General features: G+C 69.5%; 28 protein-coding genes, 1 tRNA gene and 1 other RNA gene. 20 read left to right on the top strand and 10 right to left on the bottom strand.

Annotated elements, in window-relative coordinates:
* The first annotated feature begins 30 nt into the window (after positions 1 to 30).
* The 3 genes from ftsE (at position 31) to smpB (ending at position 2,557) form a co-directional block, all read left to right on the top strand.
* Positions 31 to 1,083, top strand: coding sequence for a cell division ATP-binding protein FtsE (gene ftsE, locus AB6V31_RS07790; protein ID WP_074696879.1), 1,053 nt, complete (start codon positions 31 to 33; stop codon positions 1,081 to 1,083).
* Entirely contained in the window at positions 1,080 to 1,997 is a 918-nt protein-coding gene (ftsX, locus tag AB6V31_RS07785; protein ID WP_056230602.1) for a permease-like cell division protein FtsX, read from the top strand. The genes ftsE and ftsX overlap by 4 nt, the downstream gene beginning before the upstream one ends.
* A gap of 83 nt (positions 1,998 to 2,080) precedes the next feature.
* A complete protein-coding gene (gene smpB, locus AB6V31_RS07780; RefSeq protein WP_074696877.1) occupies positions 2,081 to 2,557 on the top strand; it encodes an SsrA-binding protein SmpB in 477 nt (158 codons plus the stop codon).
* A 9-nt stretch (positions 2,558 to 2,566) separates the two neighbouring features.
* Here the strand turns inward: smpB and AB6V31_RS07775 are convergent, their stop codons facing one another.
* On the bottom strand, positions 2,567 to 3,226 hold the full coding sequence (locus tag AB6V31_RS07775) for an SIMPL domain-containing protein (protein ID WP_268104159.1): 660 nt from the start codon (positions 3,224 to 3,226) through the stop codon (positions 2,567 to 2,569).
* Positions 3,227 to 3,439: 213 nt separating this feature from the next.
* On the opposite strand from AB6V31_RS07775, the gene ssrA reads away from it, so the two are divergent.
* Positions 3,440 to 3,809, top strand: a transfer-messenger RNA (tmRNA) gene (gene ssrA, locus AB6V31_RS07770).
* An 85-nt stretch (positions 3,810 to 3,894) separates the two neighbouring features.
* On the opposite strand, the gene AB6V31_RS07765 is transcribed toward ssrA, so the two are convergent.
* Positions 3,895 to 4,434 (bottom strand): YaeQ family protein, encoded by a 540-nt coding sequence (locus tag AB6V31_RS07765; protein ID WP_056230606.1) that lies wholly within the window; start codon positions 4,432 to 4,434, stop codon positions 3,895 to 3,897.
* Between the two features lie 86 nt (positions 4,435 to 4,520).
* Positions 4,521 to 5,252, bottom strand: coding sequence for a hypothetical protein (locus AB6V31_RS07760; RefSeq protein WP_369364915.1), 732 nt, complete (start codon positions 5,250 to 5,252; stop codon positions 4,521 to 4,523).
* Positions 5,253 to 5,282: 30 nt separating this feature from the next.
* Between AB6V31_RS07760 and AB6V31_RS07755 the strand changes: the two genes are divergently transcribed.
* Positions 5,283 to 5,537: a hypothetical protein gene (locus AB6V31_RS07755; RefSeq protein ID WP_369364914.1), complete on the top strand. Its 255-nt coding sequence runs from the start codon at positions 5,283 to 5,285 to the stop codon at positions 5,535 to 5,537.
* A 25-nt stretch (positions 5,538 to 5,562) separates the two neighbouring features.
* Here the strand turns inward: AB6V31_RS07755 and AB6V31_RS07750 are convergent, their stop codons facing one another.
* Complete coding sequence (locus AB6V31_RS07750; protein ID WP_268104157.1) at positions 5,563 to 6,132, bottom strand: hypothetical protein; 570 nt, start codon at positions 6,130 to 6,132, stop codon at positions 5,563 to 5,565.
* Positions 6,129 to 6,953, bottom strand: coding sequence for an inositol monophosphatase family protein (locus AB6V31_RS07745; protein ID WP_056230613.1), 825 nt, complete (start codon positions 6,951 to 6,953; stop codon positions 6,129 to 6,131). The genes AB6V31_RS07750 and AB6V31_RS07745 overlap by 4 nt, the downstream gene beginning before the upstream one ends.
* 103 nt (positions 6,954 to 7,056) lie before the next feature.
* Between AB6V31_RS07745 and AB6V31_RS07740 the strand changes: the two genes are divergently transcribed.
* Positions 7,057 to 7,132: transfer RNA gene (locus tag AB6V31_RS07740), tRNA-Lys, on the top strand.
* A gap of 152 nt (positions 7,133 to 7,284) precedes the next feature.
* Positions 7,285 to 7,857 carry an NUDIX domain-containing protein gene (locus AB6V31_RS07735; protein WP_369364911.1) on the top strand — a complete coding sequence of 191 codons (573 nt, stop codon included), beginning with the start codon at positions 7,285 to 7,287 and terminating at the stop codon, positions 7,855 to 7,857.
* On the opposite strand, the gene AB6V31_RS07730 is transcribed toward AB6V31_RS07735, so the two are convergent.
* From AB6V31_RS07730 to AB6V31_RS07715, 4 genes are all read right to left on the bottom strand, one after another.
* A complete protein-coding gene (locus AB6V31_RS07730) occupies positions 7,824 to 9,356 on the bottom strand; it encodes a DUF222 domain-containing protein (protein ID WP_369364910.1) in 1,533 nt (510 codons plus the stop codon). The two genes, AB6V31_RS07735 and AB6V31_RS07730, sit on opposite strands and share 34 nt — an antisense overlap.
* Positions 9,357 to 9,518: 162 nt before the next feature.
* Complete coding sequence (locus AB6V31_RS07725) at positions 9,519 to 10,760, bottom strand: MFS transporter (protein ID WP_369364908.1); 1,242 nt, start codon at positions 10,758 to 10,760, stop codon at positions 9,519 to 9,521.
* Positions 10,757 to 11,299, bottom strand: a complete 543-nt coding sequence (locus AB6V31_RS07720) for a MarR family winged helix-turn-helix transcriptional regulator (RefSeq protein ID WP_369364906.1) — start codon at positions 11,297 to 11,299, stop codon at positions 10,757 to 10,759. The genes AB6V31_RS07725 and AB6V31_RS07720 overlap by 4 nt, the downstream gene beginning before the upstream one ends.
* Before the next feature lie 50 nt (positions 11,300 to 11,349).
* Entirely contained in the window at positions 11,350 to 12,132 is a 783-nt protein-coding gene (locus tag AB6V31_RS07715; protein ID WP_056230622.1) for an IclR family transcriptional regulator, read from the bottom strand.
* A gap of 100 nt (positions 12,133 to 12,232) precedes the next feature.
* Between AB6V31_RS07715 and AB6V31_RS07710 the strand changes: the two genes are divergently transcribed.
* From AB6V31_RS07710 to AB6V31_RS07700, 3 genes are read left to right on the top strand one after another with little or no spacing between them, the layout of a single operon-like run.
* Positions 12,233 to 13,006, top strand: a complete 774-nt coding sequence (locus AB6V31_RS07710; protein ID WP_074696867.1) for a CoA transferase subunit A — start codon at positions 12,233 to 12,235, stop codon at positions 13,004 to 13,006.
* The gene (locus AB6V31_RS07705) at positions 13,006 to 13,659 is read left to right on the top strand and encodes a CoA transferase subunit B (RefSeq protein WP_369364904.1); all 654 of its coding nucleotides are present in this window, start codon (positions 13,006 to 13,008) and stop codon (positions 13,657 to 13,659) included. Before AB6V31_RS07710 ends, AB6V31_RS07705 begins: the two co-directional genes overlap by 1 nt.
* Entirely contained in the window at positions 13,656 to 14,843 is a 1,188-nt protein-coding gene (locus AB6V31_RS07700) for an acetyl-CoA C-acetyltransferase (protein ID WP_369364902.1), read from the top strand. The genes AB6V31_RS07705 and AB6V31_RS07700 overlap by 4 nt, the downstream gene beginning before the upstream one ends.
* 64 nt (positions 14,844 to 14,907) lie before the next feature.
* Here the strand turns inward: AB6V31_RS07700 and AB6V31_RS07695 are convergent, their stop codons facing one another.
* Complete coding sequence (locus AB6V31_RS07695) at positions 14,908 to 15,162, bottom strand: hypothetical protein (RefSeq protein ID WP_056230625.1); 255 nt, start codon at positions 15,160 to 15,162, stop codon at positions 14,908 to 14,910.
* Between the two features lie 153 nt (positions 15,163 to 15,315).
* On the opposite strand from AB6V31_RS07695, the gene AB6V31_RS07690 reads away from it, so the two are divergent.
* The 10 genes from AB6V31_RS07690 to AB6V31_RS07645 all read left to right on the top strand — a co-directional run bounded on the left by AB6V31_RS07690 (position 15,316) and on the right by AB6V31_RS07645 (position 26,112).
* Positions 15,316 to 16,803 (top strand): trehalose-6-phosphate synthase, encoded by a 1,488-nt coding sequence (locus AB6V31_RS07690; RefSeq protein WP_074696863.1) that lies wholly within the window; start codon positions 15,316 to 15,318, stop codon positions 16,801 to 16,803.
* Positions 16,800 to 17,579 carry a trehalose-phosphatase gene (gene otsB, locus AB6V31_RS07685; protein WP_369364900.1) on the top strand — a complete coding sequence of 260 codons (780 nt, stop codon included), beginning with the start codon at positions 16,800 to 16,802 and terminating at the stop codon, positions 17,577 to 17,579. Before AB6V31_RS07690 ends, otsB begins: the two co-directional genes overlap by 4 nt.
* A gap of 140 nt (positions 17,580 to 17,719) precedes the next feature.
* Positions 17,720 to 19,438: a dihydroxy-acid dehydratase gene (gene ilvD / locus AB6V31_RS07680; protein ID WP_056230630.1), complete on the top strand. Its 1,719-nt coding sequence runs from the start codon at positions 17,720 to 17,722 to the stop codon at positions 19,436 to 19,438.
* Positions 19,439 to 19,484: 46 nt separating this feature from the next.
* Positions 19,485 to 21,293 carry an acetolactate synthase large subunit gene (locus AB6V31_RS07675; protein ID WP_074696861.1) on the top strand — a complete coding sequence of 603 codons (1,809 nt, stop codon included), beginning with the start codon at positions 19,485 to 19,487 and terminating at the stop codon, positions 21,291 to 21,293.
* A 1-nt stretch (position 21,294) separates the two neighbouring features.
* Positions 21,295 to 21,804: an acetolactate synthase small subunit gene (gene ilvN / locus AB6V31_RS07670; RefSeq protein WP_056230635.1), complete on the top strand. Its 510-nt coding sequence runs from the start codon at positions 21,295 to 21,297 to the stop codon at positions 21,802 to 21,804.
* A gap of 66 nt (positions 21,805 to 21,870) precedes the next feature.
* Positions 21,871 to 22,896 carry a ketol-acid reductoisomerase gene (gene ilvC, locus AB6V31_RS07665; protein ID WP_369364897.1) on the top strand — a complete coding sequence of 342 codons (1,026 nt, stop codon included), beginning with the start codon at positions 21,871 to 21,873 and terminating at the stop codon, positions 22,894 to 22,896.
* 98 nt (positions 22,897 to 22,994) lie between these two features.
* Positions 22,995 to 23,522 carry a DNA polymerase III subunit gamma/tau gene (locus AB6V31_RS07660; RefSeq protein WP_369364895.1) on the top strand — a complete coding sequence of 176 codons (528 nt, stop codon included), beginning with the start codon at positions 22,995 to 22,997 and terminating at the stop codon, positions 23,520 to 23,522.
* Positions 23,519 to 23,857 (top strand): hypothetical protein, encoded by a 339-nt coding sequence (locus AB6V31_RS07655; RefSeq protein ID WP_056230642.1) that lies wholly within the window; start codon positions 23,519 to 23,521, stop codon positions 23,855 to 23,857. Before AB6V31_RS07660 ends, AB6V31_RS07655 begins: the two co-directional genes overlap by 4 nt.
* Before the next feature lie 338 nt (positions 23,858 to 24,195).
* Entirely contained in the window at positions 24,196 to 25,800 is a 1,605-nt protein-coding gene (gene serA, locus AB6V31_RS07650) for a phosphoglycerate dehydrogenase (RefSeq protein ID WP_056230644.1), read from the top strand.
* A gap of 120 nt (positions 25,801 to 25,920) precedes the next feature.
* On the top strand, positions 25,921 to 26,112 hold the full coding sequence (locus AB6V31_RS07645) for a hypothetical protein (RefSeq protein WP_056230647.1): 192 nt from the start codon (positions 25,921 to 25,923) through the stop codon (positions 26,110 to 26,112).
* Positions 26,113 to 26,128 lie beyond the last annotated feature (16 nt).

Raw genomic sequence — 26,128 nt, 5'->3', positions numbered from 1 at the left:
CCTGAAGCCCGCGCTTAGGCTCGTCAAGCCATGATCCGGTTCGAGAACGTCACAAAGCGGTATCGCGGCACCGCGAAGCCCGCCCTGAACGCCGTCGACTTCGAAGTGCAACGCGGGGAATTCGTCTTCCTCGTCGGCGCTTCGGGCTCCGGCAAATCGTCGTGCCTGCAGCTCATCCTGCGCGCCGAGACCCCCAGCGACGGCCGTGTCGTCGTGCTCGGTCGCGACCTGCGCACGCTGTCGAACCGCAAGGTTCCCTACTTCCGCCGTCACATCGGTTCGGTCTTCCAGGACTTCCGTCTGCTGCCGAACAAGACGGTGCACCAGAACGTCGCCTTCACACTGCAGGTGACCGGCGCCTCGCGCGGGTTCATCCAGCAGGCCGTGCCCGAGGTGCTCGCGCTCGTCGGTCTCGACGGCAAAGAGAAGCGTTTGCCGCACGAGCTCTCGGGCGGTGAGCAGCAGCGCGTCGCGATCGCCCGCGCGCTCGTGAACCGTCCGCAGGTGCTGCTCGCCGACGAGCCGACCGGAAACCTCGACCCCGGCACCTCGATCGACATCATGCGTCTGCTCGCGCGGATCAACGCCGGCGGCACGACCGTCGTCATGGCCACGCACGAGGCCGGCTTCGTCGACCAGATGCAGCGCCGCGTGATCGAGCTGCGCGGTGGCGAGATGGTGCGCGACGAGCGCCACGGCGGCTACGGCGACACGTCGAGCCTTCCGCGCCTCGCGCCCGAGGTCGAGCGCGGAGCGGCCGCGGTCGCCGCCCTCACCGCGGTGCTCGAGGTGCAGCGCGAGGTCACCGGTCTGACCGGGCCCGTCGAACCGCTGACGAAGCCGGGCGCGGACGCGACGCCGGCGGCACGACGCGACGAGGCTGCTCCGGCGGCGCGACGCGAAGAGACCGCTGCGGCCGCGTCGGACGACGCTCCGGCCCCCGCCGACGAGCCCCGCGAGCCCGGCACCAACACGCGCTCCATCCCGGTCACCCGCCCCGACGTCGACGCTCTCGGTCTCGCCGACCGACTCGGCCTGGGCCAGAAGAAAGACCGCAACGACGAAGTGGGACCCACGTCATGAGGTTCGGGCTCATCCTCTCGGAGGCCTTCACCGGTCTTCGCCGCAACGCGTCGATGGTCATCTCGGTCATCCTCGTCACCTTCGTCTCGCTGACCTTCGTCGGCGCGGCGATGCTCATGCAGATGCAGATCGGCAAGATGCAGTCGTACTGGGCCGATCGCGCCCAGGTGGCGGTGTTCATGTGCGCGGCCTCGTCGAACGCGCCGACCTGCGTGGCCGGTCAGCCCGCGACGCAGGATCAGATCGACGCGGTCACCGCGAAGCTCGACGGCTCCGCCCTGGCCCCGCTCATCCGCGACTACACCTTCCAGACCAGTGACCAGGTGTTCGAGAACGCCAAGGGCCTGCTGTCCGAGGACATCCTCGGTGTCGTCACGGCCGACCAGTTCAACGCGACCTTCAGCATCAACCTCGTCGACCAGAGCCAGTCCGACGTCATCGCCGAAGCCTTCAGCGGACAGGACGGCGTCGAGAGCGTCACGAACCAGCTCCAATACCTCGAGCCCCTCTTCCAGGCGTTGACGGTCGCGACCTACGTGGCGGTGGGCATCGCCGGACTCATGCTGATCGCGGCGGTACTGCTGATCGCGACGACCATCCGCCTTTCGGCGTTCGCTCGACGCAAGGAGCTCGGGATCATGCGCCTGGTGGGCGCTTCCAACCGCTTCATCCAGACGCCGTTCATCGTCGAGGGTGTCCTCGCTGCGCTGATCGGGTCCGCTCTGGCGAGCGTCGCCGTCTGGGCGATCGTCGGCGTCGGCGTGAACCAGTACCTGAGGGATCGGATCGGCTTCATCACCTCGTGGGTCGATTTCGGCGACGTCGCGATCGTCATCCCCGCGCTCGTGGTGATCGGTATCGTCCTCGCCGCCCTGAGCGCCAGTTTCGCCATCCGTCGCTGGCTGCGCGCCTGACCTCCGGTCGCGCGCGGAGTCGGCATCCGCCGTGGGGTAAACTGTAGGGCTCTGTGTGCCCATGATCATGAGGAGGTGGCACCATGCCTCGTGAGCAGGGTGAAAAGCTCATCGCGTCCAACAAGAAGGCGCGTCACGACTACGCCATCGAGAAGACGTACGAAGCGGGACTGGTGCTCACGGGCACCGAGGTGAAGTCGCTGCGCCAGGGGCGAGCGAACCTCACCGACGGCTACGCCTACATCGACGGTGGCCAGGCGTTCCTCGATGCCGTGCACATCCCGGAGTACTCCCAGGGCCACTGGACCAACCACTCGGCCAAGCGAACGCGCAAGCTGCTGCTGCACAAAGAAGAGATCATCAAGCTGTCGCACGCCGTGTCGGCGGGCGGGTACACGCTCGTGCCGCTGCGGCTGTACTTCCTGGACGGCCGCGCGAAGGTCGAGATCGCCGTCGCGAAGGGCAAGCGCGAGTTCGAGAAGCGTCAGACGATCCGCGAGCGCGAAGACAAGCGCGAAGCCGAACGTGCCATGCGCACGAAGAACCGTCTGGGCGAGTGACGCACTGAGTCACTCCGCGCGGAAGCGGCCCTCGACGACCGAGGTGACCACGATCTCGGGCGGCTGCAGGCTGAACGACGGCCCCCCGGCTGGACCGGAGGCCGCCATCATGCGCGCGGCGAACGGCGCCGGCTGTTCGGGGTGCGCGCCGAGCAGACCGGCATCCGCGATCTCGACGGCGGACACGGATGCCAGCCCCAGAGCGTCCGCATAAGCCGTCGCCCGTTCCACGGCGACGTGGACGGCATCGGCGGCCACCTCGCGCTCGACGCGCGCGCGGGTGGCGGGGGACAGGCGCCACTCCACCGCGGTGACCTGCACGTCATCGGACTCGGCCACATCCCCCAGCCACCACGACAGGGCACCGGCGTCGGTGAACGTGGCGGAGAGTTCCACGGCGGCGTGATGGACGAGGGGGAGCTGCGCTCCCTCGTTGTTCCACGGCCGGTCGGACCACACCGACACGCGCGCGCTCGACCACTCCGACACCTCGCCGGAGCGCAGGTGAGCGACCAGGCCATCCTGCACGCTCGCCGCGCGCTCCTGCGCCCGTTCGACCACCGGCCCGCGAGTCGGACCGTCGGTCGACACGGTGACGCGGACGGCGGCCTCTTCAGCGCGGGCACGGGCGTTGCTCTCGCCCCGGACGGTGATGACGACGTCGCTCATGCGGTGAGCCTACGGGAGGGGCGCGCTCGGGTGGGGGTCGGGGTGGGCGCGACGACGTCGCTCAGGCGGTGAGCCTACGGGGCGCGGGCGAGACGGCTTCGGGTGGGAATCATCGCGCGCCGCGAACCGTTGTAGACTGTGATGCTCGGGTGCTTCCGCCCCCGAGGTGGCAACTCAACAGCGTGACGATGGTCGCTCCTTCACGGAGTTCCCGGGGCTGATCGGTTTCGACAGCGCCTGCGAACCCGCGAGAAGCGGGCCGAGGATGTGGGGTTATCTCGTAAACGCTCCCTGCAAAACAATAAGTGCCAATGCTAAGCGCACTGACTTCGCCCTCGCTGCGTAAGCGAGCCCGATAGTCCGTCAGGCCGTGTGCGACCCCGCCACGGAATCTGGCGTCATTTAGGGGTCTTGCTGTGTGACGGCGTCTGGACGTCACGCGGGACTTTTCCCAGGCTGGGCTTGTCGACTTAGGTGTCTGTGACAAAGGTCGGAGCCGAGCAGAACGTCTGCACAGACTGCGCCCGGAGAAAACGCGGAGACCCAGCGTTGGACGGGGGTTCGATTCCCCCCAGCTCCACGAACCATCGTCACGAAGAGGTTGTCACGTGAGAAAGCCCCCATCTTCGCCCGTTTCGGCGAAGGTGGGGGCTTTCTTCATCTCGGGATCAGCCCGCGGAGCGCGTGTGGATGTCGCTCTCGCCGGCAACGCCGTTCAGCTCGAGATAGATGCGCCCCTCGGTGCGCGTCAGCGTGGCGGTGTTGCGTCGTTCGATGGCATCCGACAACTTCTCGACGAAGCCGGGCTCGAAGCTGTGCAGGAGCACCTCCTCAGCGCGATGGATGCGCTTTCCCGCCCACGGGGCGGCGACCTTGTCGGGATCGCGGTGCGTATAGATCGCGACGCGCTCGGCCTTCATGCTGCCGGTGTGCAGGCGCGCGGCATCCGGAGCTCCGACCTCGACCCACGCCACCAGGGCGCCCGTGAGGTCGCGGATCATCACGGCGGGCTCGTCGGTCGCGGCGACGCCCTCGCTGAAGCCGATGCCCTCCTCGTACTCGAGGCAGTAGGCCAGCACGCGCGTCAGCATGTACGGAGCGGTCTCCGAGGGGTGCCGAGCGACGCGCAACGCCAGCTCGTCGTAGACGCCGCGATCGACGTCGGAGAGCTGCACGGTGAACTGATGAATGGTCGAGCCGATAGCCACGAGGGTCGAGCCTACGTTGTCGGAACGGCATGCCCGTGCGCGTTGTTCTGTGCGCGCTGGGCCGTGTGCGTTGTGCCGTGCCGCGCCTACGCGGTCGCGGGGGCGGTGCCGGGAAGGCGGTTACGCCACTGGGGGAGGGGGATCACGATGCGGTGCGCGGGGTCGCCGTCCCACTCCACCGGCAGGCCGGCTTCGGCGAGAGCATCGGCGACGATCCGGCCGACGCGGGCATCGGTCTGTCGCCAGACCTCGCTGCGCGCGGCCTCGTCGCCGACGTCGGCCGCCGCGAGAAGCCCGGGGTCGAGATCGCGCAGGGGTGCAAAGGCGCTGAACGTGAGGAACAGATGTGCGGGCTCCTCGGCGAGTCGCTCGGCGTCCTGCTGGTGGAAGAAGGTGTAGGCCCACTCGCGGAACTGCGGTGTACCCGTCTCGTCGCTCGGCGCGGGCGTGCGCTCGTCGTCGATCTCAGCGGTTCCGCACGTGTTGCAGCAGGTGAAGTCGGCGCGGGCGACGAAGCCGCGTGCCTCGAGGATCGCGAATGCCGTGCGCAGGCGGTCGCCTTCCGTGACGGACGGCCACCCCTGCTCGACGCGGCGGCGCTCGGCCCAGACCTCGCGCACCACGGCCTCGGCGGTTGCGGCATCGTCGAGCTCGTGGACGTCCTGCACCTGCTGCACGACCTCATCGAAGTCGCGGAAGCCGGGGATGACGGCATCCTGAGCTGTCCGTCTGAGCTCTGCGAGACCAGGATCGGACGCGAGGGGAGCGGCCTGCGGGGCCGGCACGTTCTTGCCGAACAGGCGATCCAGGAATCCCATGCGTCCCAGTGAACCAGCTAGCGTCGGGGAATGCCCGATCCGCGTCACATCCGCATCGATGTCGGTCCCTTCCACCTCGACCCCGTTCCCGATTCGGCGCGGTGGCGGGCCGAGGGGAGAGGCGGCGACGCCCCGGTCGAGGGCGGGTGGAGCGACTGGGTCGCGTTCGCACAACGGATCCTGCAGGTCGACGAACGATGGCGTGGTCTCGAGGCGCGCGGAGACGCGTGGGACGAGGGCTTCGCCGCCGGCCGGGATGCCGCGGCGGTGAATCCGTACCGGTGAGCGAAGCGCCCGCGTCTGCAGCGCGCTACTGAGGCGTCTCGACGAGGAGCAGACTCTGGCGGGTATCCGCGAACTTCACCCACCCGTCGCCGAACAGGTACGTCAGCCCGTAGCCGTCGGCACCGCGCCCGCCGAGCCAATCGGGGTTCTCGGTGACGTAATCGCCCGTGCCGTCGCGCTCGAGCTTCCACCCCGAAGCGACGAGGTCCTTCTCGGCCTGCTGCGCCGTCGCGTCGTCGATGGGAGCCCACCCGAAAATCTGCACGCGATCGGATGCCACCTTGGCATCGCCCCACTTGCACTGGATGCCATCGTCAAGCGCCGTCGCGCCGATCCGGAACGGCTCCTCCTGGTAGGTCCACCCGAGGCTCTTGAAGTCGTCGACGGTGGCGGTCGGAATGATGTTCTCGCAGGTCGGGGTGATCGGGTCCGTCGTGGGAGTCGCGCTGGCACCGGGGTCGGGAGCGGGTGCATCGGTCGTCGTGGCGCTGGCCGCGACGCTCGGGGCGGCGTCAGGGGTCGACGTGCACCCGGCGAGAGCCGTTGCGACGATGGCGCCGCCGGCGGCGAGGAGAGCGAGGTGGGCGCGTGTCATCGGGCACCGTCCTCGTGCAGCAGAGCGAAGAAGTCGTCGTGCAGCAGGCCGTTCGTCGCGAGGGAAGAACCGGCATCGAGACGGTCGGTCCCGTCGAACGCCGTGAAACGTCCGCCGGCCTCGCGCACGATGGGGGCGATCGCCGCGATGTCGTACTCCTTCACCCCGAACTCGGCCACGAGCTCGAGACGGCCCTCGGCCAACCACATGTAAGGGAGCGCATCCCCGTAGGCGCGATCGCGCCAGACAGCGCGCGTGAGCTTCTCGAGAGTGGGGACGAGATCGACGTCATCCCACTGCTCGATGCTCTGGAAGCTGATGCTGGATGCCGAAACCTCGTCGACCCCGGACACGTGAATGCGTCGGATGTCACCGTCGGCGGTCGTCGTCCACGCGCCCTGGCCCGTTGCGGCCCACCAGCGGCGACCGATCGCGGGCTGGCTCACGACGCCCACCCGGGGGACGCCGTCGACGGTCAGGGCGATGAGCGTCGCCCAGACCGGAATGCCGCGCATGTAGTTGTGGGTCCCGTCGATCGGATCGATGACCCAGCGGCGGGACGTGTCACCCGACGTGCCGTATTCCTCGCCGAGCACGGAGTCGCCCGGGCGCTCCGCGTCGAGGATCCCGCGAATCGCGCGCTCCGTCGCCAGGTCGGCCTCGGTCACGTGCGTGCGGTCGGGCTTCGTGTCGATCCGGAGGTCGGCGGAGTCGAAGCGTTCCATCGCCACGGCGTCGGCAGCGTCAGCCAGGCGGAGGGCGAGTGCGAGATCGTCGGTCAGGTCCGCGGCGGGCGCGGCGGGCTCTTCGATGCGGGACACGGCTCCAGGATAACGGTCGATCCTGGCTCGATTTGGCGTGCCCGAGTCACGCCTGGTAGTGTCATTCCTCGGCGCGGAGAGCGAAACTCCGGCCGAACGGAACGCACCTCTAGCTCAATCGGCAGAGCAACTGACTCTTAATCAGTGGGTTCTGGGTTCAAGTCCCAGGGGGTGCACCAGCACAGAAAGTCCCCTCCCGCCCGTGTGGTGTGGAGGGGATTTTTGTTTCTCAGATCAGGGCTTCTGCGCAATCCCTCCGCCTCCTCGATGGCACTCGGCATGATGGGACCAGCCCCGTCTCCAACGGCGGCGCGTGACCCGGGAGGTTTCCATGGCCGACGACGAGATGTGGGATGTCACCGACATCCAAGGCACACCGACCGGAACCCTCCATCGGCGCGGGGACGGCCCTGTGCCGGCCGGGTTGTTCCACGTCGTGGCATCCGTCTGTCTGGTGTCGTCCACCGGCCGCGTGCTGATGAGCCTGCGCGCCGCGGGCAAGGACTACCCCTTGGCGTGGGAGTTCCCCGCCGGCAGCGCATTGCGCGGAGAGACCAGCCGCACCGGCGCCGTCCGGGAACTCGCGGAAGAGACGGGGATGGTGCTCGCCCCCGACGACCTGGTCTTGGTGGGTCGCGTCGTCGAAGAAAGAGCCCTGTTCGACCTCTGGGTCGGCCGTGTCGACGGGGAGCCCGCGCCCGTGCCGTATCCGGAGGAGGTCCAGGATGCCGAGTGGGTCACCCTCGACGTCGTGCACCAGCGCTGGAAGGACGGGGTGTTCGCGACACCGTGGAACGCCCGGTTCGATCAGCTGTGGGACACGCTGGGGGAACGGGTGCGAGAGGAGCGCCAGGTCGGCGCCGCCAAAGATCAGAACGGCGGCGGATCCACCTCGATGTCGTGACCCAGGGGTGAGCGCCACCTCAGGTCGACATCGCCGGGGTTTTTGAGCGGTTCCCATTTCGTCTCGTGGCGGAGGCGGTGGTGGTGGCGGCACTCGGGTTCGAGGTTGTCGTGGTCGGTGGCCCCGCCGTCGGCCCACGCGGTGAGGTGATCGATGTCGCAGTCGCGGGCGGGGCGGGCGCACCCCGGGAAGACGCACGTCGGCGAGGTGACGCCGAGCCAGCGCCGGAGTGCGGTCGTCACTCGGTATCTGGTGCGATCGAGGGCGAGCGGAACCCCCGTGACCGGGTGGGTGAGAACGCGGATCCACGACGACGCCTCTCCGGCGAGTCTTCGTGCCGTGTCGAGATCGATCGGGCCGTACCCGTCGAGGGTGGCTGGGGTGTCGTCGCGGCCGAGGAGGGTGAGGGCGGGAACGGTCACGACGACGGTGGGGCGGCCGGAGCCGGATGCCCTCGAGTCCCCTGCTGTGGGAGCCGGCGCCGCCGCGGGACGCTCCGCGACCGATCCACCCGCGAGCAGATCCGCTAGCGCATCGGCTCTCAGCTGCGCCAGCGTGCGCTCTTCGCCGGCTGTCGTCGCCAGATGCCGTGCGGCGCGATCCAGGCGGGTCATGGCGGCGTGAGCCTTGTCGGCCGGAAGCAAGGCCGTCAGCGTCGCCATGCCGTCGAGCTCGGCGGTCAGCCACACCCCGCGGTCGCGGGCCGCGCGGCGATGCCGCTCCTCGATCGACTCGGCGTGGGCCTTCTCGCGCAGCGCGCGAGCGGCGGTGTCGAAGCTCGAGGGTGTGAGGCGTTGAGCGCGCTCGGTGGCACCGGTGTCGAACGCGGTCCAGGCCTCGCGGTTATCGGGGAGGGAGTCGGCGAGCCGGGCGATCCTGATCGCGTGGCTCTCGGAGATCCGTCCGTCGAGGAATGTCCGCCAGGCCAGGCCGCACCGCGCCTGCAAGGTCCGGGCGTGGCCCACTCGCGTGCGGACCGTCTGCTCGGCCAGTCGCAGGTGAACGGCGATCTCTGCGGCGGCGGCGCGCTCCGCGAGGTCGGCACGGTCGCGCCGCACGGCGGCCACTGACCGCCCGCGAGAGTCCTCCCACGCGTGATCCAGGGTGGGATCGGGACCGACCCACGGGTCGGGATCGGCAACGGCGCGGTCGAGGATCAGCGTCATGAGCCGGTATTCCTCGGCGGTGTGCTGGCGACGGCGGACGGCGACCGCGACGAGGGTGTGCACGAGGTCGATGGGACGAGCGTCGGCTTCGGACTCGGAAACCGCGGCGGCGTCCTCGCTGGGGGAGCCGAGGTCGTGGCTCACCGGCCACGGAGTGCTGTCGTCGGAGAACAGCTCGTTCCAGTCCGGCTCGAACCGTCCCTCTTCGATCGTGCGGATCTCATCGGCCCAGGCCTCGAGCTCGTCGTCGCTCGGGGGAGGCGCCAGAAACACGGCGGGCACGAGCGCAGCATCCGGTGTCGACCGGTGCGGTGCGGGGGTCGGGCTCGTCATACGAGCACGGTATCGAGGACCTCCGACATCAGGAGGAACCGCCGGTGGAGGGCGAAATCGAGCAAGTAGCGCCCACCCACGCGAAAGCGCCGGGCGCCGACACGACGATCCGAACGGTTCGTCCTGCCGGCACCCGACGTGAGGAGAGGTGACGCCGACGCCTTACGCCGCATCCCCCACGAGAACAGCTGCGCCCTCGTCAGCGGCATCCGGGTGTGCTCCGTCGACGTGTGCGAGCAGACGCCGGCCGAACAGGATGCAGGCGGCGGCGATCACGACCGACACCGCGGCCATCACGTAGGGCACTCCGGCGCCGTACGCGTGCCAGAGCAGCGCGGCGAGCGGGGGAGCGACCGCCCCGCCCAGGAAGCGCACGGCCGAGTAGGCCGACGACGCGACCGAGCGCGGGAGGTCGGTGGCTTCCATGACCGCTTCGGTCAGCGCGGTGTTCACGACGCCCAGCACGAGACCGCCCACGATGATGCACACGACCAGAGCGACGGCCGACGACACGATGAACGCGGCGACGAGCAGGTCGAGGGCCAGCAGAGGCAGGGCGATCAGCAGGACCGTCGTCAGCCGCAGCCGGCGCAACAGCAGAGGGGCGACCCAGACGCTCGTGATCGCCAGGCCCACGCCCCATCCGAAGAAGGTCAGGCCGATGCCCATCGCCCCGAACCCGAGGGGGAACGGCGAGAACGCGAGCAGCGTGAAGAAGCCGATGTTGTAGAACAGCGCGGTCGCCGCGAGGATCGCGAGCGCCGGACGGCCGAGGGCACGGAACGGGGCACTGAAGGGGAGCGGGGTGCGCGCGGGCTTGGGGCCGCGCAGAAGGACCGCCACCGCGAGGAACGCGATCGCCATCAGGACGACGACGCCGAAGAACGGCCCGCGCCAGCTGACTTCACCCAGGATGCCGCCGAGCAGCGGCCCCACGGCGATGCCGAGGCCCAGCGCGGCTTCGTAGAGGATGATCGCGGCCGAGCTCCCGCCGGATGCCGCGCCCACGATGGTCGCCAGCGCGGTGGAGATGAACAGAGCGTTGCCCAGACCCCATCCGGCGCGGAAGCCGATCACGGCGTCGACGCTGCCGCTGATGGCGCAGAAGAAGGCGAACACGACGATCAAACCGAGACCGACGAGCAGGGTCGCCTTGGCGCCGATGCGGCTCGAGATCCAGCTGGTGATGAGCATCGCCAGGCCGGTCACGACGAGGTAGCTGGTGAACAGCAGCTCCGTCTCGACCGGGGTGGCCTTCAGGGAGTCCGCGATGGCGGGGAGGATCGGGTCGACGAGACCGATGCCCATGAAGGCGACGACGCACGCGAAGGCGACGGCCCAGACCTGCGCGGGCTGTTTCCAGACGCTGGGCGCCTTGCTGAATGCTGCGGTTCCGGCACTCACCGGACCACCTCCTGTTCTTCTGCGGATTTCGTGAGGGCTCCGCGGTCTTCGGTGGGGTCGGCGGCGCCATCGTCGTCGGGGGTTCGATCGTTAGTGGTTTCGTATCGACCCGCGGGAGTCGGCGCCATTCCCACGCGCAGTGAGAGCGCGGAGGCGGCGACGCTCACGGCATCCCACTCCTTCTCGGAGAGGTCGGCCACGTGCGGCGCAAGGGCCGCGCGGAACTGCTCGTACCACCCGGTCAGCGCGTCGAGGCCCTTCGCCGTGGCGGCGATCACGCTGACGCGCGAGTCGTCGGGCAGGCGGCGGCGCTCGACGAGTCCCGCGGCGTCCATCTGGTGGACGAGTCGGGTCATGCCGGGCTGTGTCACGCGGCTGAGGGTCGCGAGGTCGCCGAGGCGCTGGGGGCCGTGGTCGCGCAGGAGAGTCAGCGTGCGCCACTGTGCGGCGGGGGCGTCGGTCTGGGTGTCGAGAGCCGCGACGCGGGTGAGGGCGTGCACCGCGAGCAGAAGCGTCTGCAGGTCGTCGTGGCGGGTCATATGTGGAAGTATACCCCCGGTATATACCGTGGGTATCTATTTCGAGGGATTCAGCGAGACGCGATGCGCGTCGACAACTGGTGCGCGTGCGCGAGAAGGATCCGTCCGAGCTCCGCGAGGCGCTCGCCGCCGAAGCGGAACTCCACCCCGGTCAGGCTGAGAGCCCACTGCGGGTCGCCCGCGCGCGTGAACACGGCCGCGCCGAGCCCGTAGCTCCCCTCCACGATGAGCCCCGGATTCACCGCGTATCCACGTGCCTGCGTGTCGCGGATCCGCCCGCGCAGACGGGTGGGGGAGTGCGACGCCCCCCATTTCTCGGGAAGTTCCGGATGCCGCTCGAGATACGCATCCACCTCGCTCGACGGCAGGAACGCCAGGATCGCCAACCCCGCCGAGGCCACCCCGAGGGGAAAGCGCACCCCCTCCGACAGCACGAACGAGCGGATCGGGAAGCTCCCGTCCTCGCGCACCAGGCACACCGTCTCGTCGCCCCGCCGTACCGACAGGAACGCGCTCTCCTCGGTTCGGACCGCCAGGGAGCGCACGATGTCGCGCGCGGTCGAGGTGATGTCGAATCGGGATGCCGCCACACTCCCCATCAGATAGAGCTCCGGCCCCGGTAGCCAGTGACCGGTCGGCTCGTCGCGGTCGACGAGCCCCTCGGCGCGAAGCGCGCTGAGGAGGCGGTGCGCGGTCGGTCGCGTGAGATCGGCGTCGCGCGCGAGGTCGCCGACCGACGCGCCGGTCTCGCCCGCGGCCGTCACGAGGCGCAAGAGCCGGGCCGCCCGCGAGATGGCCTGGGCGCCGGGAACGGATCGCGATGCAGTGTCCACGATGTGGACGCTAAGCCCCACGTCATCCACATGACAAGAGCGCGGTCGACTCGGCGGGCCCGAACAGCGCACCGTAGGAGGACGAAACGAAGGAGTTCGCGTGATCGACAAGACCGTCGCCTCGGCCGCCGAGGCCGTCGCCGACATCACCGACGGAGCGTCTCTCGCCGTCGGCGGGTTCGGCCTGTCCGGCAACCCCATCGCCCTCATCGAGGCCCTTCTCGCCCAGGGGACCCGCGACCTGTCGGTCGTGTCGAACAACTGCGGCGTCGACGACTGGGGGCTCGGCATCCTGCTCGGCGCCGGTCGCATCCGCAAGATGACCTCGTCGTACGTCGGAGAGAACAAGGAGTTCGAGCGGCAGTTCCTCTCGGGCGAACTCGAGCTCGAGCTCACCCCGCAGGGCACCCTCGCCGAGAAGCTGCGGGCCGGCGGCTCGGGCATCGCGGCCTTCTACACCCAGACCGGTGTCGGCACCCAGGTCGCCGAGGGCGGACTGCCGCGTCGCTACGACGGGGCCGGCGGCATCGCCGTCGCCTCTCCGGTCAAGGACGTCCGCACCTTCGAGGTGAACGGCGAGCAGCGCGAGTTCGTGCTCGAAGAGGCCATCACCACCGACTTCTCGCTCGTGCACGCCCACACGGGCGACCGGCACGGCAACCTCGTGTTCCGAAAGGCCGCGCGCGCCTTCAACCCCCTCGCCGCGATGGCCGGCCGCACCTGCATCGTGCAGGTCGAGCACCTCGTCGAGCCCGGTGACCTCGACCCGGACGCCGTTCACCTCCCCGGCGTGTACGTCCACCGCATCGTCGAGGTCGGCCCCGACGTCCCCAAGCGCATCGAGAAGCGCACCGTGAGTGAGGAGACCCGCTGATGGTTCTGTCCCGCACCGAGATGGCCGCCCGCGCCGCCCGCGAGCTCGCCGACGGCTCGTACGTCAACCTCGGCATCGGCCTGCCAACCCTCGTGCCCAACTACGTGCCCGACGCAGTCACGGTCGTGCTGCAGTCCGAGAACGGCATCCTCGGCGTCGGTCCCTACCCGACCGAGGACGCGGTGGACGCCGACCTCATCAACGCCGGCAAAGAGACCGTGACCACCCTCCCGGGGTCGGCGTTCTTCGACTCGGCCCTGAGCTTCGGGATGATCCGCGGGGGCAAGATCGACGCCGCCATCCTCGGGGCGATGCAGGTGTCGGCATCCGGAGATCTGGCGAACTGGATGATCCCCGGAAAGATGGTCAAGGGCCCCGGGGGAGCGATGGACCTCATCCACGGCGCCGCCCGCGTGATCGTGCTCATGGAGCACGTCGCCCGCGACGGCTCACCGAAGATCGTCGACGAGTGCTCGTTGCCGCTCACCGGCCGCGGCGTCGTCGACCGGATTATCACCGACCTCGCCGTGATCGATGTGACGCAGGATGGACTCGTGCTCGTCGAGCTCGCCCCCGGGGTGAGCGTCGACGAGGTGCGGGCCGCCACCGAGCCCGAGCTGACCGTCCGACTCGCTGAGGAGCAGCACGCATGAACGCACAGAAAGACGTCGTCATCGTCGCCGCCGCCCGCACCCCGCAGGGCCGACTGAAGGGGCAGCTCGCCCCGTTAACCGCCGTGCAGCTCGGGGCGGCCGCCATCCGCGGGGCGCTCGAGCGCGGCGGCATCCCCGCCGACGCCGTCGATGCGGTGCTCGTGGGCCAAGTGCTGCAGGCCGGAGCGGGGCAGAACGCCGCGCGCCAGGCCGCGATCGAAGCGGGCATCGGTGGGGACGTGCACTCCGCCACCATCAACAAGGTCTGCCTGTCGGGTCTCACCGCGATCATCGACGCGGCACGCATGCTGCGCCTGGGAGACGCGACGGTGGTCGTCGCCGCGGGCATGGAGTCGATGACCCGTGCCCCGCACCTGCTGATGAACTCGCGCGACGGCTACGCCTACGGCTCCGTCGAGGTGCTCGACCACATGGCGTACGACGGCCTCACCGACGCGTACGACCGCGAGAGCATGGGCGCCTCGACCGAGCGCGCGAACGCCCGGTACGAGGTCACGCGCGAAGCTCAGGATGCCGTGGCCGCCCGCTCCCACCAGCGCGCCGCCGCCGCGCAGGCGGAGGGGATCTTCGACGCCGAGATCGTGCCGGTGTCGATCCCGCAGCGGAAGGGCGACCCCGTGGTCGTCTCGGCCGACGAGGGCATCCGCGCCGACACGACGGTCGAGACGCTCGCGAAGCTGCGTTCCGCCTTCGCCGAGGGCGGCTCGATCACCGCGGGAAACGCCTCGCAGATCTCCGACGGCGCCTCCGCGGTGGTCGTCACCACCCGCGCGATCGCCCACGAGCGCGGGTGGGACGTACTCGCCGTAGTCGGGGCCGCAGGTCAGGTCGCCGGCCCCGATAACTCCCTGCACGCCCAGCCCGCCCGCGCGATCGCGAAAGCGCTCGAGAAGCAGGGCATCGCGGCATCCGACCTCGACCTCATCGAGATCAACGAGGCCTTCGGCGCCGTGGTCGCGCGGTCGCAGGCCGAGCTGGGCGTCTTCGACGAGGTCGTCAACCCGCACGGCGGCGGCATCGCGATCGGGCACCCCATCGGCGCCTCGGGCAACCGTCTCGTCGTCCACGCGGTGCACGAACTCGTCCGTCGCGGCCGCGGGACGGCCGCGGTGGCGCTCTGCGGTGGCGGCGGTCAGGGTGACGCGTTGATCCTCACCCGGTAGGGCCGGCCCGAAACGAACGGATGCCGCGACCTCGAGGCCGCGGCATCCGTGAGGTCTCCGTGGGTCAGCGCGCGAGCCGCTTCTTGAACAGCTTCTCCTGCTTCTTCGAGACGGGGGAGTCCCCCGAGATCACGCGACCCCGACGCGCGCGGCGCGTGTCGACGACCGCGCCGATCGCGAGCGCGAGAGTGATGCCCCAGCTCAGCCACGCCAGCGCCGTGCGCCAGGTGAACGGCTCGTCGTTCTTGAGACCGCGCAAGAGCGTGACGCCGCCGGTGATGGCGCTGAGAAGACCGGTTCCGAAGATGTACTGCCGCATGAGCCCAACCTATCGAGCGGCGTGATCCGGCGCCGCACCTTGACAGCGGAGCGCGACCGGCCCGCGCGCGAGAACGCACGTATCGCATCCCGTCCACCCCCGTGCGCGGATCGGGCCCGCTGTTAGCCTGAGGACGATCCCCGAGGAGGACCTGTGACCCAGGCCGATTTCGTCGTCGTCGCCAACCGACTGCCCGTCGATCGCACCCCCGACGGCGAGGGGTGGCGACGCTCACCCGGCGGTCTCGTCACCGCTCTCGAACCCGTCATGCGTCGCGCCGAAGGCGCCTGGGTCGGATGGGCCGGTCAAGCCGATGCCACCGTCGACCCCTTCGACTTCGAGGGCACGCACCTCGTTCCCGTGACCCTGTCGGCGTCCGACGTGCAGCTCTACTACGAGGGCTTCTCGAACGACACCATCTGGCCGCTGTACCACGACGTCATCGCCGCGCCGACGTACAAGCGCGCGTGGTGGGACGCCTACGTGAAGGTGAACGAACGCTTCGCCCGCGCCGCCGCCGACGTGACCGCCGAGGGCGGCATCGTGTGGGTGCAGGACTACCAGCTCCAGCTCGTCCCCAAACTGCTGCGCGAGCTGCGCCCCGACCTCACGATCGGGTACTTCCACCACATCCCGTTCCCCGCCTACGGCCTGTACTCGCAGCTGCCCTGGCGCAAGCAGGTGCTCGAGGGACTTCTCGGCGCCGACGTCATCGGATTCCAGCGCGTGGCCGACGCCGGCAACTTCGCCCGGGCCGTGCGGCGACAGCTGCGATACGAGACCAAGGCCAGCGGCATCCTGGTGCCCGACTCCCAGGGCGGCACGCGCGTCGCCCTTGCGAAGGCGTTCCCCATCTCGATCGACGCCGAGTCGTACATCGAGCTCGCGCAGAAGCCCGAGATCCAGCAGCGCGCGAAGGAGATCCGCGAGGGGCTCGGCAATCCGCGCAAGATCCTGCTGGGCGTCGACCGCCTCGACTACACCAAGGGCATCCGCCACCGCCTGAAAGCGTGGGGCGAACTGCTCGAAGACGGCCGTGCCACCGTCGAGGACGCCACCCTCGTGCAGGTGGCGAGCCCGAGCCGTGAGCGCGTCGACGCCTACGTGCAGCTGCGCGACGAGATCGAGATGACCGTCGGGCGCATCAACGGCGATTACGACACCACCACGCACACGGCCATCCGCTACCTGCACCAGTCGTACCCGCGCGAAGAGATGGTCGCCCTCTTCCTCGCGGCCGACGTCATGCTCGTCACCGCGCTCCGCGACGGCATGAACCTCGTCGCCAAGGAGTACGTCGCCAGCCGCATCGACAACCGCGGCGTGCTCGTGCTGAGCGAGTTCGCGGGAGCCGCCGACGAGATGGGCAGCGCGCTGCTCATCAACCCGCACGACATCGACGGGCTGAAGGACCAGATCCTGCGCGCGATCGACATGCCCGCCGCCGAGCAGGGCCGCCGCATGCGGGCCCTGCGCAAACGCGTGCGCGATCACGACGTCGAGGACTGGTCGCGGGAGTTCCTCGAGGCGCTCTCGGTCTTCCACGAGAAATCGTCGAGCGCCGCCGCCGCCGAGGTGGTCGAACACGACGACGGTTCGGTCCCCGAACGCGAGCCCATCGACGAAACGGATGCCGAATGACCGCCGCAGACGCGACGGTCGAGGCCGTCGCCACCACCGACACGCTCCTCGTCGCCCTCGATTTCGACGGCACGCTCTCGCCGCTCGTCGACGAGCCGATGTCGGCGCGGATGACCCCGGGTGCGCGGGCCGCGGTCGACGCCCTCGCGGTGCTTCCGCGCACGGTCGTCGCCCTGGTGTCGGGGCGCTCGCTCGGGCACCTGCGCGAGATCGCCGAGCACGACGACTCCTCGCCCATCTGGCTCGCGGGCTCGCACGGCGCCCAGTTCTGGGTGCCCGGTGCGGGGATCGAAGAGACGGGCGACGACGCCGCCGAGCTCGAGCTGCGGGACGAACTGCAGAAAGAGGTCCTCGAGCGCACGGCTGACATGGCGGGTGTCTGGATCGAGCCCAAGGAGTACGGTCTCGGCGTCCACACGCGTACCGCGGACGCCGCGACCGCTCGGCCCGCCCGTGCTCTCGTCGATGAGATGCTCGCCGATCGAGCGCCCTCGTGGCGGCGTCGCACCGGCCACGACATCCTCGAGTTCTCGTTCCGACACGAGGGCAAGGACTCCGCCGTGGCGCGCTTGCGCGAGCGCGTCGGGGCGACGGCCGTGCTGTTCGCGGGCGACGACGTCACCGATGAAGATGCCCTGAGCTCCCTGGATGCCGGTGACCTCGGCGTGCGCGTGGGCGGGGGAGACACCGCGGCGACGCTCCGCGTGGACGACATCGACGCGTTCGTCGCGGTGTTGGAGGATGTGGCGCGCCTGCGTCGTGCGCACGTCGACTGACGCGACGCCACCTCGACGATCCGCGTTCGCGCGGAAGTCGATGCGGCCGGCACCGGACGCGGGGTTCACGCGCGCCGATTAATCGAGCGTTCACGGCCTGCGGAGCATCGGGTGTCGTACCCGCGCAATAGACTTCGAGAATGCCCGCACCGCAGAATCCGAACACCGGCGAATTCGACATCAAGCCCCGCAGTCGCGTCGTCACCGATGGCATCGAAGCCACCACGTCGCGCGGAATGCTCCGCGCCGTCGGCATGGGTGACGAGGATTGGGACAAGCCCCAGATCGGCATCGCGTCGAGCTGGAACGAGATCACGCCCTGCAACCTCAGCCTCGACCGCCTCGCGCAGGGCGCGAAAGAGGGCGTTCACGCCGGCGGCGGGTACCCGCTGCAGTTCGGCACGATCTCCGTCTCCGACGGCATCTCGATGGGCCACGAGGGCATGCACTTCTCGCTCGTGTCGCGCGAGGTCATCGCCGACAGCGTCGAGACCGTGATGATGGCCGAGCGCCTCGACGGCTCCGTGCTGCTCGCCGGCTGCGACAAGTCGATCCCCGGCATGCTCATGGCATCCGCTCGCCTCGACCTCTCGAGCGTCTTCCTCTACGCCGGTTCCATCGCCCCGGGCTGGGTCAAGCTCAGCGACGGCACCGAGAAGGACGTCACGATCATCGACTCGTTCGAGGCCGTGGGCGCGTGCCTCGCGGGCAAGATGAGCGAGGCCGACCTCAAGCGCATCGAGTGCGCGATCGCCCCGGGTGAGGGCGCGTGCGGTGGCATGTACACCGCCAACACCATGGCGTCCGTCGCCGAGGCCCTCGGTCTCAGCCTCCCCGGCTCCGCAGCCCCGCCCTCGGCCGACCGCCGCCGCGACTACTTCGCCCACCGCTCGGGCGAGGCCGTGGTCAACCTGCTGCGCCAGGGCATCACCACGCGCGACATCCTCACCAAAGAGGCGTTCGAGAACGCCATCGCCCTCGCCATGGCGCTCGGCGGCTCGACCAACGTCGTGCTGCACCTGCTCGCCATCGCGAACGAGGCCGAGGTCGAGCTCAACCTGCACGACTTCAACCGCATCGGCGACCGCACGCCCCACGTGGCCGACATGAAGCCCTTCGGCCAGTACGTCATGAACGACGTCGACCGTCACGGCGGCATCCCGGTCATCATGAAGGCCATGCTCGACGAGGGGCTGCTGCACGGCGACGCGCTCACCGTCACGGGCAAGACCCTCGCCGAGAACCTCGCGGACCTGAACCCCGACCCGGTCGACGGCAAAGTCATCCACTCGTTCAACGACCCGATCCACGCGACCGGCGGCATCACGATCCTGCACGGCTCGATGGCGCCGGAGGGCGCGGTCGTGAAGTCGGCCGGCTTCGACGGAAACGTCTTCGAAGGCCCCGCCCGCGTGTTCGAGCGCGAGCGCGGCGCGATGGACGCCCTCGAGGCGGGCGAGATCGCCGCCGGCGACGTCGTGGTCATCCGCTACGAGGGTCCCAAGGGCGGTCCGGGCATGCGCGAGATGCTCGCGATCACCGCGGCCATCAAGGGCGCGGGCCTCGGAAAAGATGTACTACTGTTGACGGACGGACGATTCTCAGGCGGCACAACCGGCCTGTGCATCGGCCACATAGCTCCCGAAGCGGTGGACGCAGGTCCCATCGCCTTCGTGCGCGATGGTGATCTGATACGGGTCGATATCGCCGCTCGCACTCTCGACTTGATCGTCGATGACGCCGAGCTGAGTTCCCGCCGCGAAGGCTGGGAACCGCTTCCCCCGCGCTATACCCGTGGCGTTCTGGCCAAGTACTCCAAGCTCGTGCACTCCGCCGCGGAGGGCGCGGTCACGGGCTGACGGCCGTCCCCCTTCTCACCTTTCTCCCGGTTCTCGAGGTACTCCCATGTCCATCGATTCCTCCACGGCAGCCATTCCCCGGCCGCCCGCCCGCACCGCTCCGGCGCCCGTGATGACGGGTGCGCAGGCGGTCGTCCGCTCGCTCGACCTGCTCGGCGTCACCGACGTGTTCGGTCTGCCGGGCGGGGCGATCATGCCCGTCTACGACCCGCTCATGGACGACGAGCACGTGCGCCACATCCTCGTGCGCCACGAGCAGGGCGCCGGTCACGCGGCCGAGGGCTACGCCGCCGCCTCGGGCAAGGTCGGCGTCGCCATCGCGACGTCGGGCCCCGGGGCGACCAATCTCGTCACCGCGATCGCCGACGCCTACATGGACTCGGTGCCGCTGGTCTGCATCACCGGCCAGGTGTTCTCGACCCTCATGGGAACGGATGCCTTCCAGGAAGCCGACATCGTCGGCATCACGATGCCGATCACCAAGCACTCGTTCCTGGTGAAGACCGCCGAAGAGATCCCCGGCGCGATCGCCGCGGCCTTCGAGATCGCCTCGACCGGTCGCCCCGGTCCCGTGCTCGTCGACATCACCAAGGACGCCCAGCAGGCCGAAGCGCCGTTCGTCTGGCCGCCCAAGGTCGAGCTCCCCGGCTACCGCCCGGTGACCAAAGCGCACGGCAAGCAGATCCAGGCCGCGGCCCAGCTGCTCGCCACCGCCAAGAAGCCCGTGCTGTACGTGGGCGGCGGCACGATCCGCGCGAACGCCTCGGCCGAGCTGAAGGTGCTCGCCGAAGCGACCGGTGCGCCCGTGGTCACCACGCTCATGGCGCGCGGCGCGTTCCCCGACTCGCACGAGCAGCACCTCGGCATGCCGGGCATGCACGGCACCGTTCCCGCGGTGCTCGCCCTGCAAGAGAGCGACCTGATCGTCTCGCTCGGCGCGCGCTTCGACGACCGCGTGACCGGCAAGGCGGCGCTGTTCGCCCCGCACGCGCAGGTGGTGCACGTCGACATCGACCCCGCCGAGATCTCGAAGATCCGCACGGCCGATGTGCCGATCGTGGGCGACCTGAAGGACGTGCTCGTCGACCTCGACGCCGCCTTCCGTGCCGTCGACGCCGAGCAGCCCCACGACTACACCGAGTGGTGGACCTACCTGAACGGGCTCCGCGAGGAGTTCCCGCTCGGCTACACGCCCACCACCGATGGTCTGCTTTCGCCGCAGTACGTGATTCAGCGCATCGGCGAGATGACCGGCCCCGAGGGCGTTTACGCCTCGGGCGTGGGCCAACACCAGATGTGGGCCGCGCAGTTCATCAAGTACGAGCGCCCGAACGCGTGGCTCAACTCCGGCGGTGCCGGCACCATGGGCTACGCGGTGCCCGCGGCCATGGGCGCCAAGGTGGCCCAGCCCGAGCGCGCCGTGTGGGCGATCGACGGCGACGGCTGCTTCCAGATGACCAACCAGGAGCTCGCGACCTGCGTCATCAACGACATCCCGATCAAGGTCGCGATCATCAACAACTCCTCGCTCGGCATGGTGCGCCAGTGGCAGACGCTGTTCTTCGACGGCCGCCACTCGAACACCGACCTGAACACGGGACACGGCACCCGCCGCATCCCCGACTTCGTCAAGCTGGCCGAGGCGTACGGATGCCTGGCGATCCGCGTCGAGAAAGAAGACGAGATCGACGCGGCCATCCAGCTCGCGCTCGACACGAACGACCGCCCGGTCGTGATCGATTTCGTCGTGAGCGCCGACGCCATGGTCTGGCCGATGGTCCCGCAGGGCGTCAGCAACAGCTACGTCCAGTACGCGCGCGACCACTCGCCCACCTTTAACGAGCAGGAGGACTGAGATGTCCCGCCACGTTCTGAGCCTCCTCGTCGAGGACAAGCCCGGTCTGCTCACGCGCGTCGCGGGCCTGTTCGCCCGCCGCGGCTTCAACATCGAATCGCTCGCCGTGGGTGTCACCGAGGTGCCGGGCCTCTCGCGCATCACGGTCGTCGTCGACGTCGAGGGTCTGCCGCTCGAGCAGGTGACCAAGCAGCTGAACAAGCTGATCAACGTCATCAAGATCGTCGAGCTCGACCCCGCCAGCTCCGTCCAGCGCGAGCACGTCCTGGTCAAGGTGCGCGCCGACAACGCGAGCCGCTCCAACGTGCTCGAGGTCGTGAACCTCTTCCGCGCGTCGGTCGTCGACTACGCCCCCGACGCCATCGTGATCGAGATCACCGGCGACTCAGGCAAGGTTGCGGCCTTCCTCAAGGCGATCGAGCCCTTCGGTGTCAAGGAGCTCGCGCAGTCGGGCCTGCTCGCCGTCGGTCGCGGCGGCAAGAGCATCACCGAGCGCGTTCTGCGCGGCTGAATCTTCCCTTCTTCCATTCACCAGCGGCCCCTGAGCGGGGGCCACGATTCAAGGAGAAACATCCTCATGGCAGAGATCTTCTACGACGACGACGCCGACCTCTCGATCATCCAGGGCAAGAAGGTCGCGATCGTCGGCTACGGCTCGCAGGGTCACGCCCACGCGCAGAACCTGCGCGACTCGGGTGTCGAGGTCGTCATCGCGCTCAAGGACGGCTCCAAGTCGGCCGCCAAGGCGCAGGAAGACGGCTTCGAGGTCAAGAACGTGGCGGATGCCGCCGAGTGGGCCGACCTGATCATGATCCTGGCGCCCGACCAGCACCAGCGTTCGATCTTCGCCGACTCGATCAAGGACAAGCTCACCGAGGGCAAGACGCTCGTCTTCGCGCACGGCTTCAACATCCGCTTCGGCTACATCGACGCCCCCGAGGGTGTCGACGTGATCCTCGTCGCCCCCAAGGCTCCCGGTCACACCGTGCGTCGCGAGTACGTCGCGGGCCGCGGCATCCCCGACATCATCGCCGTCGAGCGCGACGCCTCGGGCTCGGCCTGGGACACCGCCCTGTCGTACGCCAAGGCCATCGGCGGCACCCGCGCCGGCGTCATCAAGACGACCTTCACCGAAGAGACCGAGACCGACCTGTTCGGCGAGCAGGCCGTGCTCTGCGGCGGAATGAGCCACCTCGTGCAGGCCGGCTTCGAGACCCTCGTCGAGGCGGGCTACCAGCCGCAGATCGCGTACTTCGAGGTGCTGCACGAGCTCAAGCTCATCGTCGACCTCATGTGGGAGGGCGGCATCGCCAAGCAGCGCTGGTCGATCTCCGACACCGCCGAGTACGGCGACTACGTCTCGGGTCCCCGCGTCATCTCGTCCGACGTCAAGGCCAGCATGAAGGCCGTCCTCAGCGACATCCAGTCGGGTGCCTTCGCTGAGCGCTTCATCGCCGACCAGGACAAGGGCGCCCCCGAGTTCCTCGAGCTCCGCGAGAAGGAGCAGGGTCACCCCATCGAGGCGACCGGCAAGGAGCTGCGCGGCCTCTTCGCGTGGAAGCAGCAGGACACCGACTACGTCGAGGGTTCCGCCGCGCGCTGATCCTCTCGTCGAACGCCCCGGGACCTCGCGGTTCCGGGGCGTTCGCCGTTTCGGCGGGGCGCGGCCCGGCGGCGGGGGAGCGCCGCTACCGTGGAGCCGTGAGCACTCCGCGCGATGACGACGCCCTGTCCTGGGGCGGTGACGACGACCCCACCCTCGACGTCGGCGAGAAGCACGCGCCGACCCCCGTCCCCGGCGGCGAGGTCGAGGCCGGGCCGATCGAGCCCCTGCAGCCTGCCGCGGCGCCGGTCACCCGGCATCCCGAGCCCGTCCGCTCCGAGCCGGTCGCGGTCGACGACGTCGACGATGAGGATCCGGATGCCGCCCACGCGGCGCCCCTCGGAAACGTGGGTCTCGTGGGGATCGGCATGGTGGCGGCGACGTTCCTGCTCTTCGCGATCGGCTGGCTTCTCGCGGGACTGCGGCTGAACGGCCTCGGTCTTCCCATTCCGTCGGTGACGGTGATCGCCCTGACGATCGGCGCGGCGCTCGCCCCGGTCGTGTGGTTCGTCGCCGTGCTCGCTCTCACGCGCAGCTGGCGCACGTGGCAGCGCTTCCTGCTGCTGATCGTGGGGATCGTGCTTCTCGTTCCCTGGCCGTTCCTGTCGTTGGGAGCCTTCGCATGAGCACTCCCGTTCGCACCCGCCACCTGCCGACGTGGCTTCTCGTCACGATCGCGGGACTCTTCGGCCTGTTCTACGCGTACGTCGTGTGGAGCTCGGTCGCGCTGCTGATCCAGCAGGTCAACGGCCCCCTGGGGCTCAACGGTCTGGGCTGGTTCGTGTACATCCTTCCCATCGTGTTCCCGCTCGTCGCGTTCGGTGTGGCCTTCGCGATCGGCCAGCGGCGAAGGGCGGGCGAGCTCGCGATCGCCCTCCTCGCGGGGCTGACGCTCTCCGCCGCGTTCTGGCTCGCGATCGTGGGTTACGGCACCACCTCGTACGGCCTGTACGGCGGCTGAGGACGAGGGTCCCGGCATCCGGGGTCCCGTTCTGCTCGCGCGCGGCGTTGTCCTCCGCGAGAAAGCATCTCGCTGACATCTCGGCGTCACGCTGACGTGGGCTCGTCAGCGAGATGCGGTCTCATGCGGCGGAGGTGTCGGCGCGATGTCTACCCGGCTCCGCCCTGCTCGGCTTGCACACGGCCAGCGCAGCCCGGACGTGCGGCGTCACACGGTCAGGGCGCCTCGTGGCTCCGCGCTAGGCTGACAGACGGCCCGCACGGGTCGCGCGCCCGGTTCGCGCCGGCGGTGTGCGACGGTGCGCGGCAGTCCCCAGCACCGTTTCGAAGGACGTATCCGTGACGAAGCCCGTCGTGCTCATCGCCGAAGAACTCTCTCCCGCCACGATCGACGCGCTCGGCCCCGACTTCGACGTGCGCAACGTCGACGGGACCGACCGCCCCGCGCTGCTGTCGGCCCTCGCCGACGCCCACGCGGTGCTCGTGCGCTCGGCCACCCAGATCGACGCCGAGGCCCTCGCCGCCGCGCCGTCGCTCAAGGTCGTCGCCCGCGCCGGTGTCGGGCTCGACAACGTCGACATCAAGTCGGCCACCTCGGCCGGCGTCATGGTCGTCAACGCCCCGACCTCCAACATCATCTCGGCCGCCGAGCTCACCGTCGGTCACGTGCTGAGCCTCGCGCGCCGCATCCCGGCCGCGCACGCCTCGCTCGCGCAGGGCCTGTGGAAGCGCAGCTCGTTCACCGGAACCGAGCTGTTCGAGAAGACGATCGGCATCATCGGCCTCGGTCGCATCGGCGCCCTCATCGCCGCGCGCGTGCAGGGCTTCGACATGCGCGTGATCGCGTACGACCCCTACGTCACCGCGGCCCGCGCGCAGCAGCTCGGCGTGCAGCTGGTGTCGCTCGACGAGCTCCTCGAGCAGAGCGACTTCGTCACGATCCACATGCCGAAGACGCCCGAGACGACCGGCATGATCGGCGCCGAGCAGCTGCGCCGCATGAAGAAGAGCGCCTACGTCATCAACGTCGCCCGCGGTGGCCTCATCGACGAGGAGGCGCTCTTCGACGCCCTCACCACGGGTGAGATCGCCGGCGCCGGTCTCGACGTCTTCTCGACCGAGCCCCCCGCCGAGGGCGGACCCGCCCGCAAGCTCCTCGACCTGCCGAACGTCGTCGTCACCCCGCACCTCGGCGCCAGCACCGAGGAGGCGCAGGAGAAGGCGGGCGTCTCGGTCGCGCGCAGCGTCAAGCTCGCCCTCGAAGGCGATCTCGTTCCGGATGCCGTGAACGTCGCCGGCGGCGCGATCGACCCCTTCGTGCGCCCCGGTATCGCGCTCGTCGAGATGCTCGGCCAGTTCTTCAGCGGCCTCGCCGACAGCGCCCTCACCAGCCTCGAGATCGAGGTGCGCGGAGAGCTCGCCCAGTACGACGTCAGCGTCTACCGTCTGGCCGCCCTCAAGGGGTACTTCAGCCGCATCGTCAGCGAGAGCGTCTCGTACGTCAACGCCCCGCTCTTCGCCGAGCAGCGCGGCGTCGAGGCGCGCCTGGTCGTCGAGGCCGAGAGCCCGCTGTACCGCAACATCACGATCCTGCGCGGCACGCTGGCCGACGGCTCGGCCCTCGAGGTCGCGGGCACGCTCGCCGGCACGCGCATGGTGCCCAAGGTCGTCTCGATCAACGGCTACGAGATCGAGGTGCCGATCGAGCAGCACCACGTGGTCATGCGTTACGCCGACCGCCCCGGAATCGTGGCGATCTACGGCCAGAAGCTGGGCGAAGCGGGCATCAACATCGCGGGCCTGCAGGTGGCGGCTCCGGATGCCACGGGCCGGGCGCTCTCGGTGCTCACGGTCGACTCGCCGGTGCCCGACGAGATCCTCGTCGCGATGCGCGAGGCCGTCGGCGCCGACCTGTTCCGACAGATCGACATCGTCGAGGGCTGACGCCCCGGATTCTCGTTCCGGGGGAGGGGGTCGCTGCGGCGGCCCCCTCTTCCGTTCGTTTTCGGCGCGCACGTTCCCCGCTCTGGGGCGACGCATAATCGGGCGGATGACACTTCGCTCGTGGCCCTCGTCCTTCGCGTCGTCTCCGCCGGTCTCGGCATCCTGTTCGTCGTCGCCGGAGTGGCCGATGTCGTGCGCCGCACGCCGTGGGGCTTCGTCGGTGTGATCGGCGGGGCGCTGATCCTGCTCGGGGTGGTGATCGAGCTCCGGCGCGAGCGTCGTGAGCGGCGGGTCCAGCGGCTGCGCGACTGACCGGCGACTCTCGCGG

Origin of the sequence: Microbacterium sp. 16-032 (assembly GCF_041079455.1) — a bacterium.
Lineage (GTDB): Bacteria > Actinomycetota > Actinomycetes > Actinomycetales > Microbacteriaceae > Microbacterium > Microbacterium testaceum_A.
This window is presented reverse-complemented; position numbering and strand designations above follow the sequence as displayed.

Coding starts and splice junctions, on each gene's coding strand:
- AB6V31_RS07705 (WP_369364904.1), top strand. CDS start 13,006: ATGGTTCTGTCCCGCACCGAGATGGCCGCCCGCGCCGCCCGCGAGCTC.
- AB6V31_RS07720 (WP_369364906.1), bottom strand. CDS start 11,299: ATGACCCGCCACGACGACCTGCAGACGCTTCTGCTCGCGGTGCACGCC.
- ftsX (WP_056230602.1), top strand. CDS start 1,080: ATGAGGTTCGGGCTCATCCTCTCGGAGGCCTTCACCGGTCTTCGCCGC.
- AB6V31_RS07695 (WP_056230625.1), bottom strand. CDS start 15,162: ATGCGGCAGTACATCTTCGGAACCGGTCTTCTCAGCGCCATCACCGGC.
- otsB (WP_369364900.1), top strand. CDS start 16,800: ATGACCGCCGCAGACGCGACGGTCGAGGCCGTCGCCACCACCGACACG.
- smpB (WP_074696877.1), top strand. CDS start 2,081: ATGCCTCGTGAGCAGGGTGAAAAGCTCATCGCGTCCAACAAGAAGGCG.
- AB6V31_RS07760 (WP_369364915.1), bottom strand. CDS start 5,252: ATGGGATTCCTGGATCGCCTGTTCGGCAAGAACGTGCCGGCCCCGCAG.
- AB6V31_RS07655 (WP_056230642.1), top strand. CDS start 23,519: ATGAGCACTCCCGTTCGCACCCGCCACCTGCCGACGTGGCTTCTCGTC.
- AB6V31_RS07675 (WP_074696861.1), top strand. CDS start 19,485: ATGTCCATCGATTCCTCCACGGCAGCCATTCCCCGGCCGCCCGCCCGC.
- ilvN (WP_056230635.1), top strand. CDS start 21,295: ATGTCCCGCCACGTTCTGAGCCTCCTCGTCGAGGACAAGCCCGGTCTG.
- ilvC (WP_369364897.1), top strand. CDS start 21,871: ATGGCAGAGATCTTCTACGACGACGACGCCGACCTCTCGATCATCCAG.
- ftsE (WP_074696879.1), top strand. CDS start 31: ATGATCCGGTTCGAGAACGTCACAAAGCGGTATCGCGGCACCGCGAAG.
- AB6V31_RS07750 (WP_268104157.1), bottom strand. CDS start 6,132: ATGACACGCGCCCACCTCGCTCTCCTCGCCGCCGGCGGCGCCATCGTC.
- AB6V31_RS07730 (WP_369364910.1), bottom strand. CDS start 9,356: ATGACGAGCCCGACCCCCGCACCGCACCGGTCGACACCGGATGCTGCG.
- AB6V31_RS07775 (WP_268104159.1), bottom strand. CDS start 3,226: ATGAGCGACGTCGTCATCACCGTCCGGGGCGAGAGCAACGCCCGTGCC.
- AB6V31_RS07755 (WP_369364914.1), top strand. CDS start 5,283: ATGCCCGATCCGCGTCACATCCGCATCGATGTCGGTCCCTTCCACCTC.
- AB6V31_RS07735 (WP_369364911.1), top strand. CDS start 7,285: ATGGCCGACGACGAGATGTGGGATGTCACCGACATCCAAGGCACACCG.
- AB6V31_RS07700 (WP_369364902.1), top strand. CDS start 13,656: ATGAACGCACAGAAAGACGTCGTCATCGTCGCCGCCGCCCGCACCCCG.
- ilvD (WP_056230630.1), top strand. CDS start 17,720: ATGCCCGCACCGCAGAATCCGAACACCGGCGAATTCGACATCAAGCCC.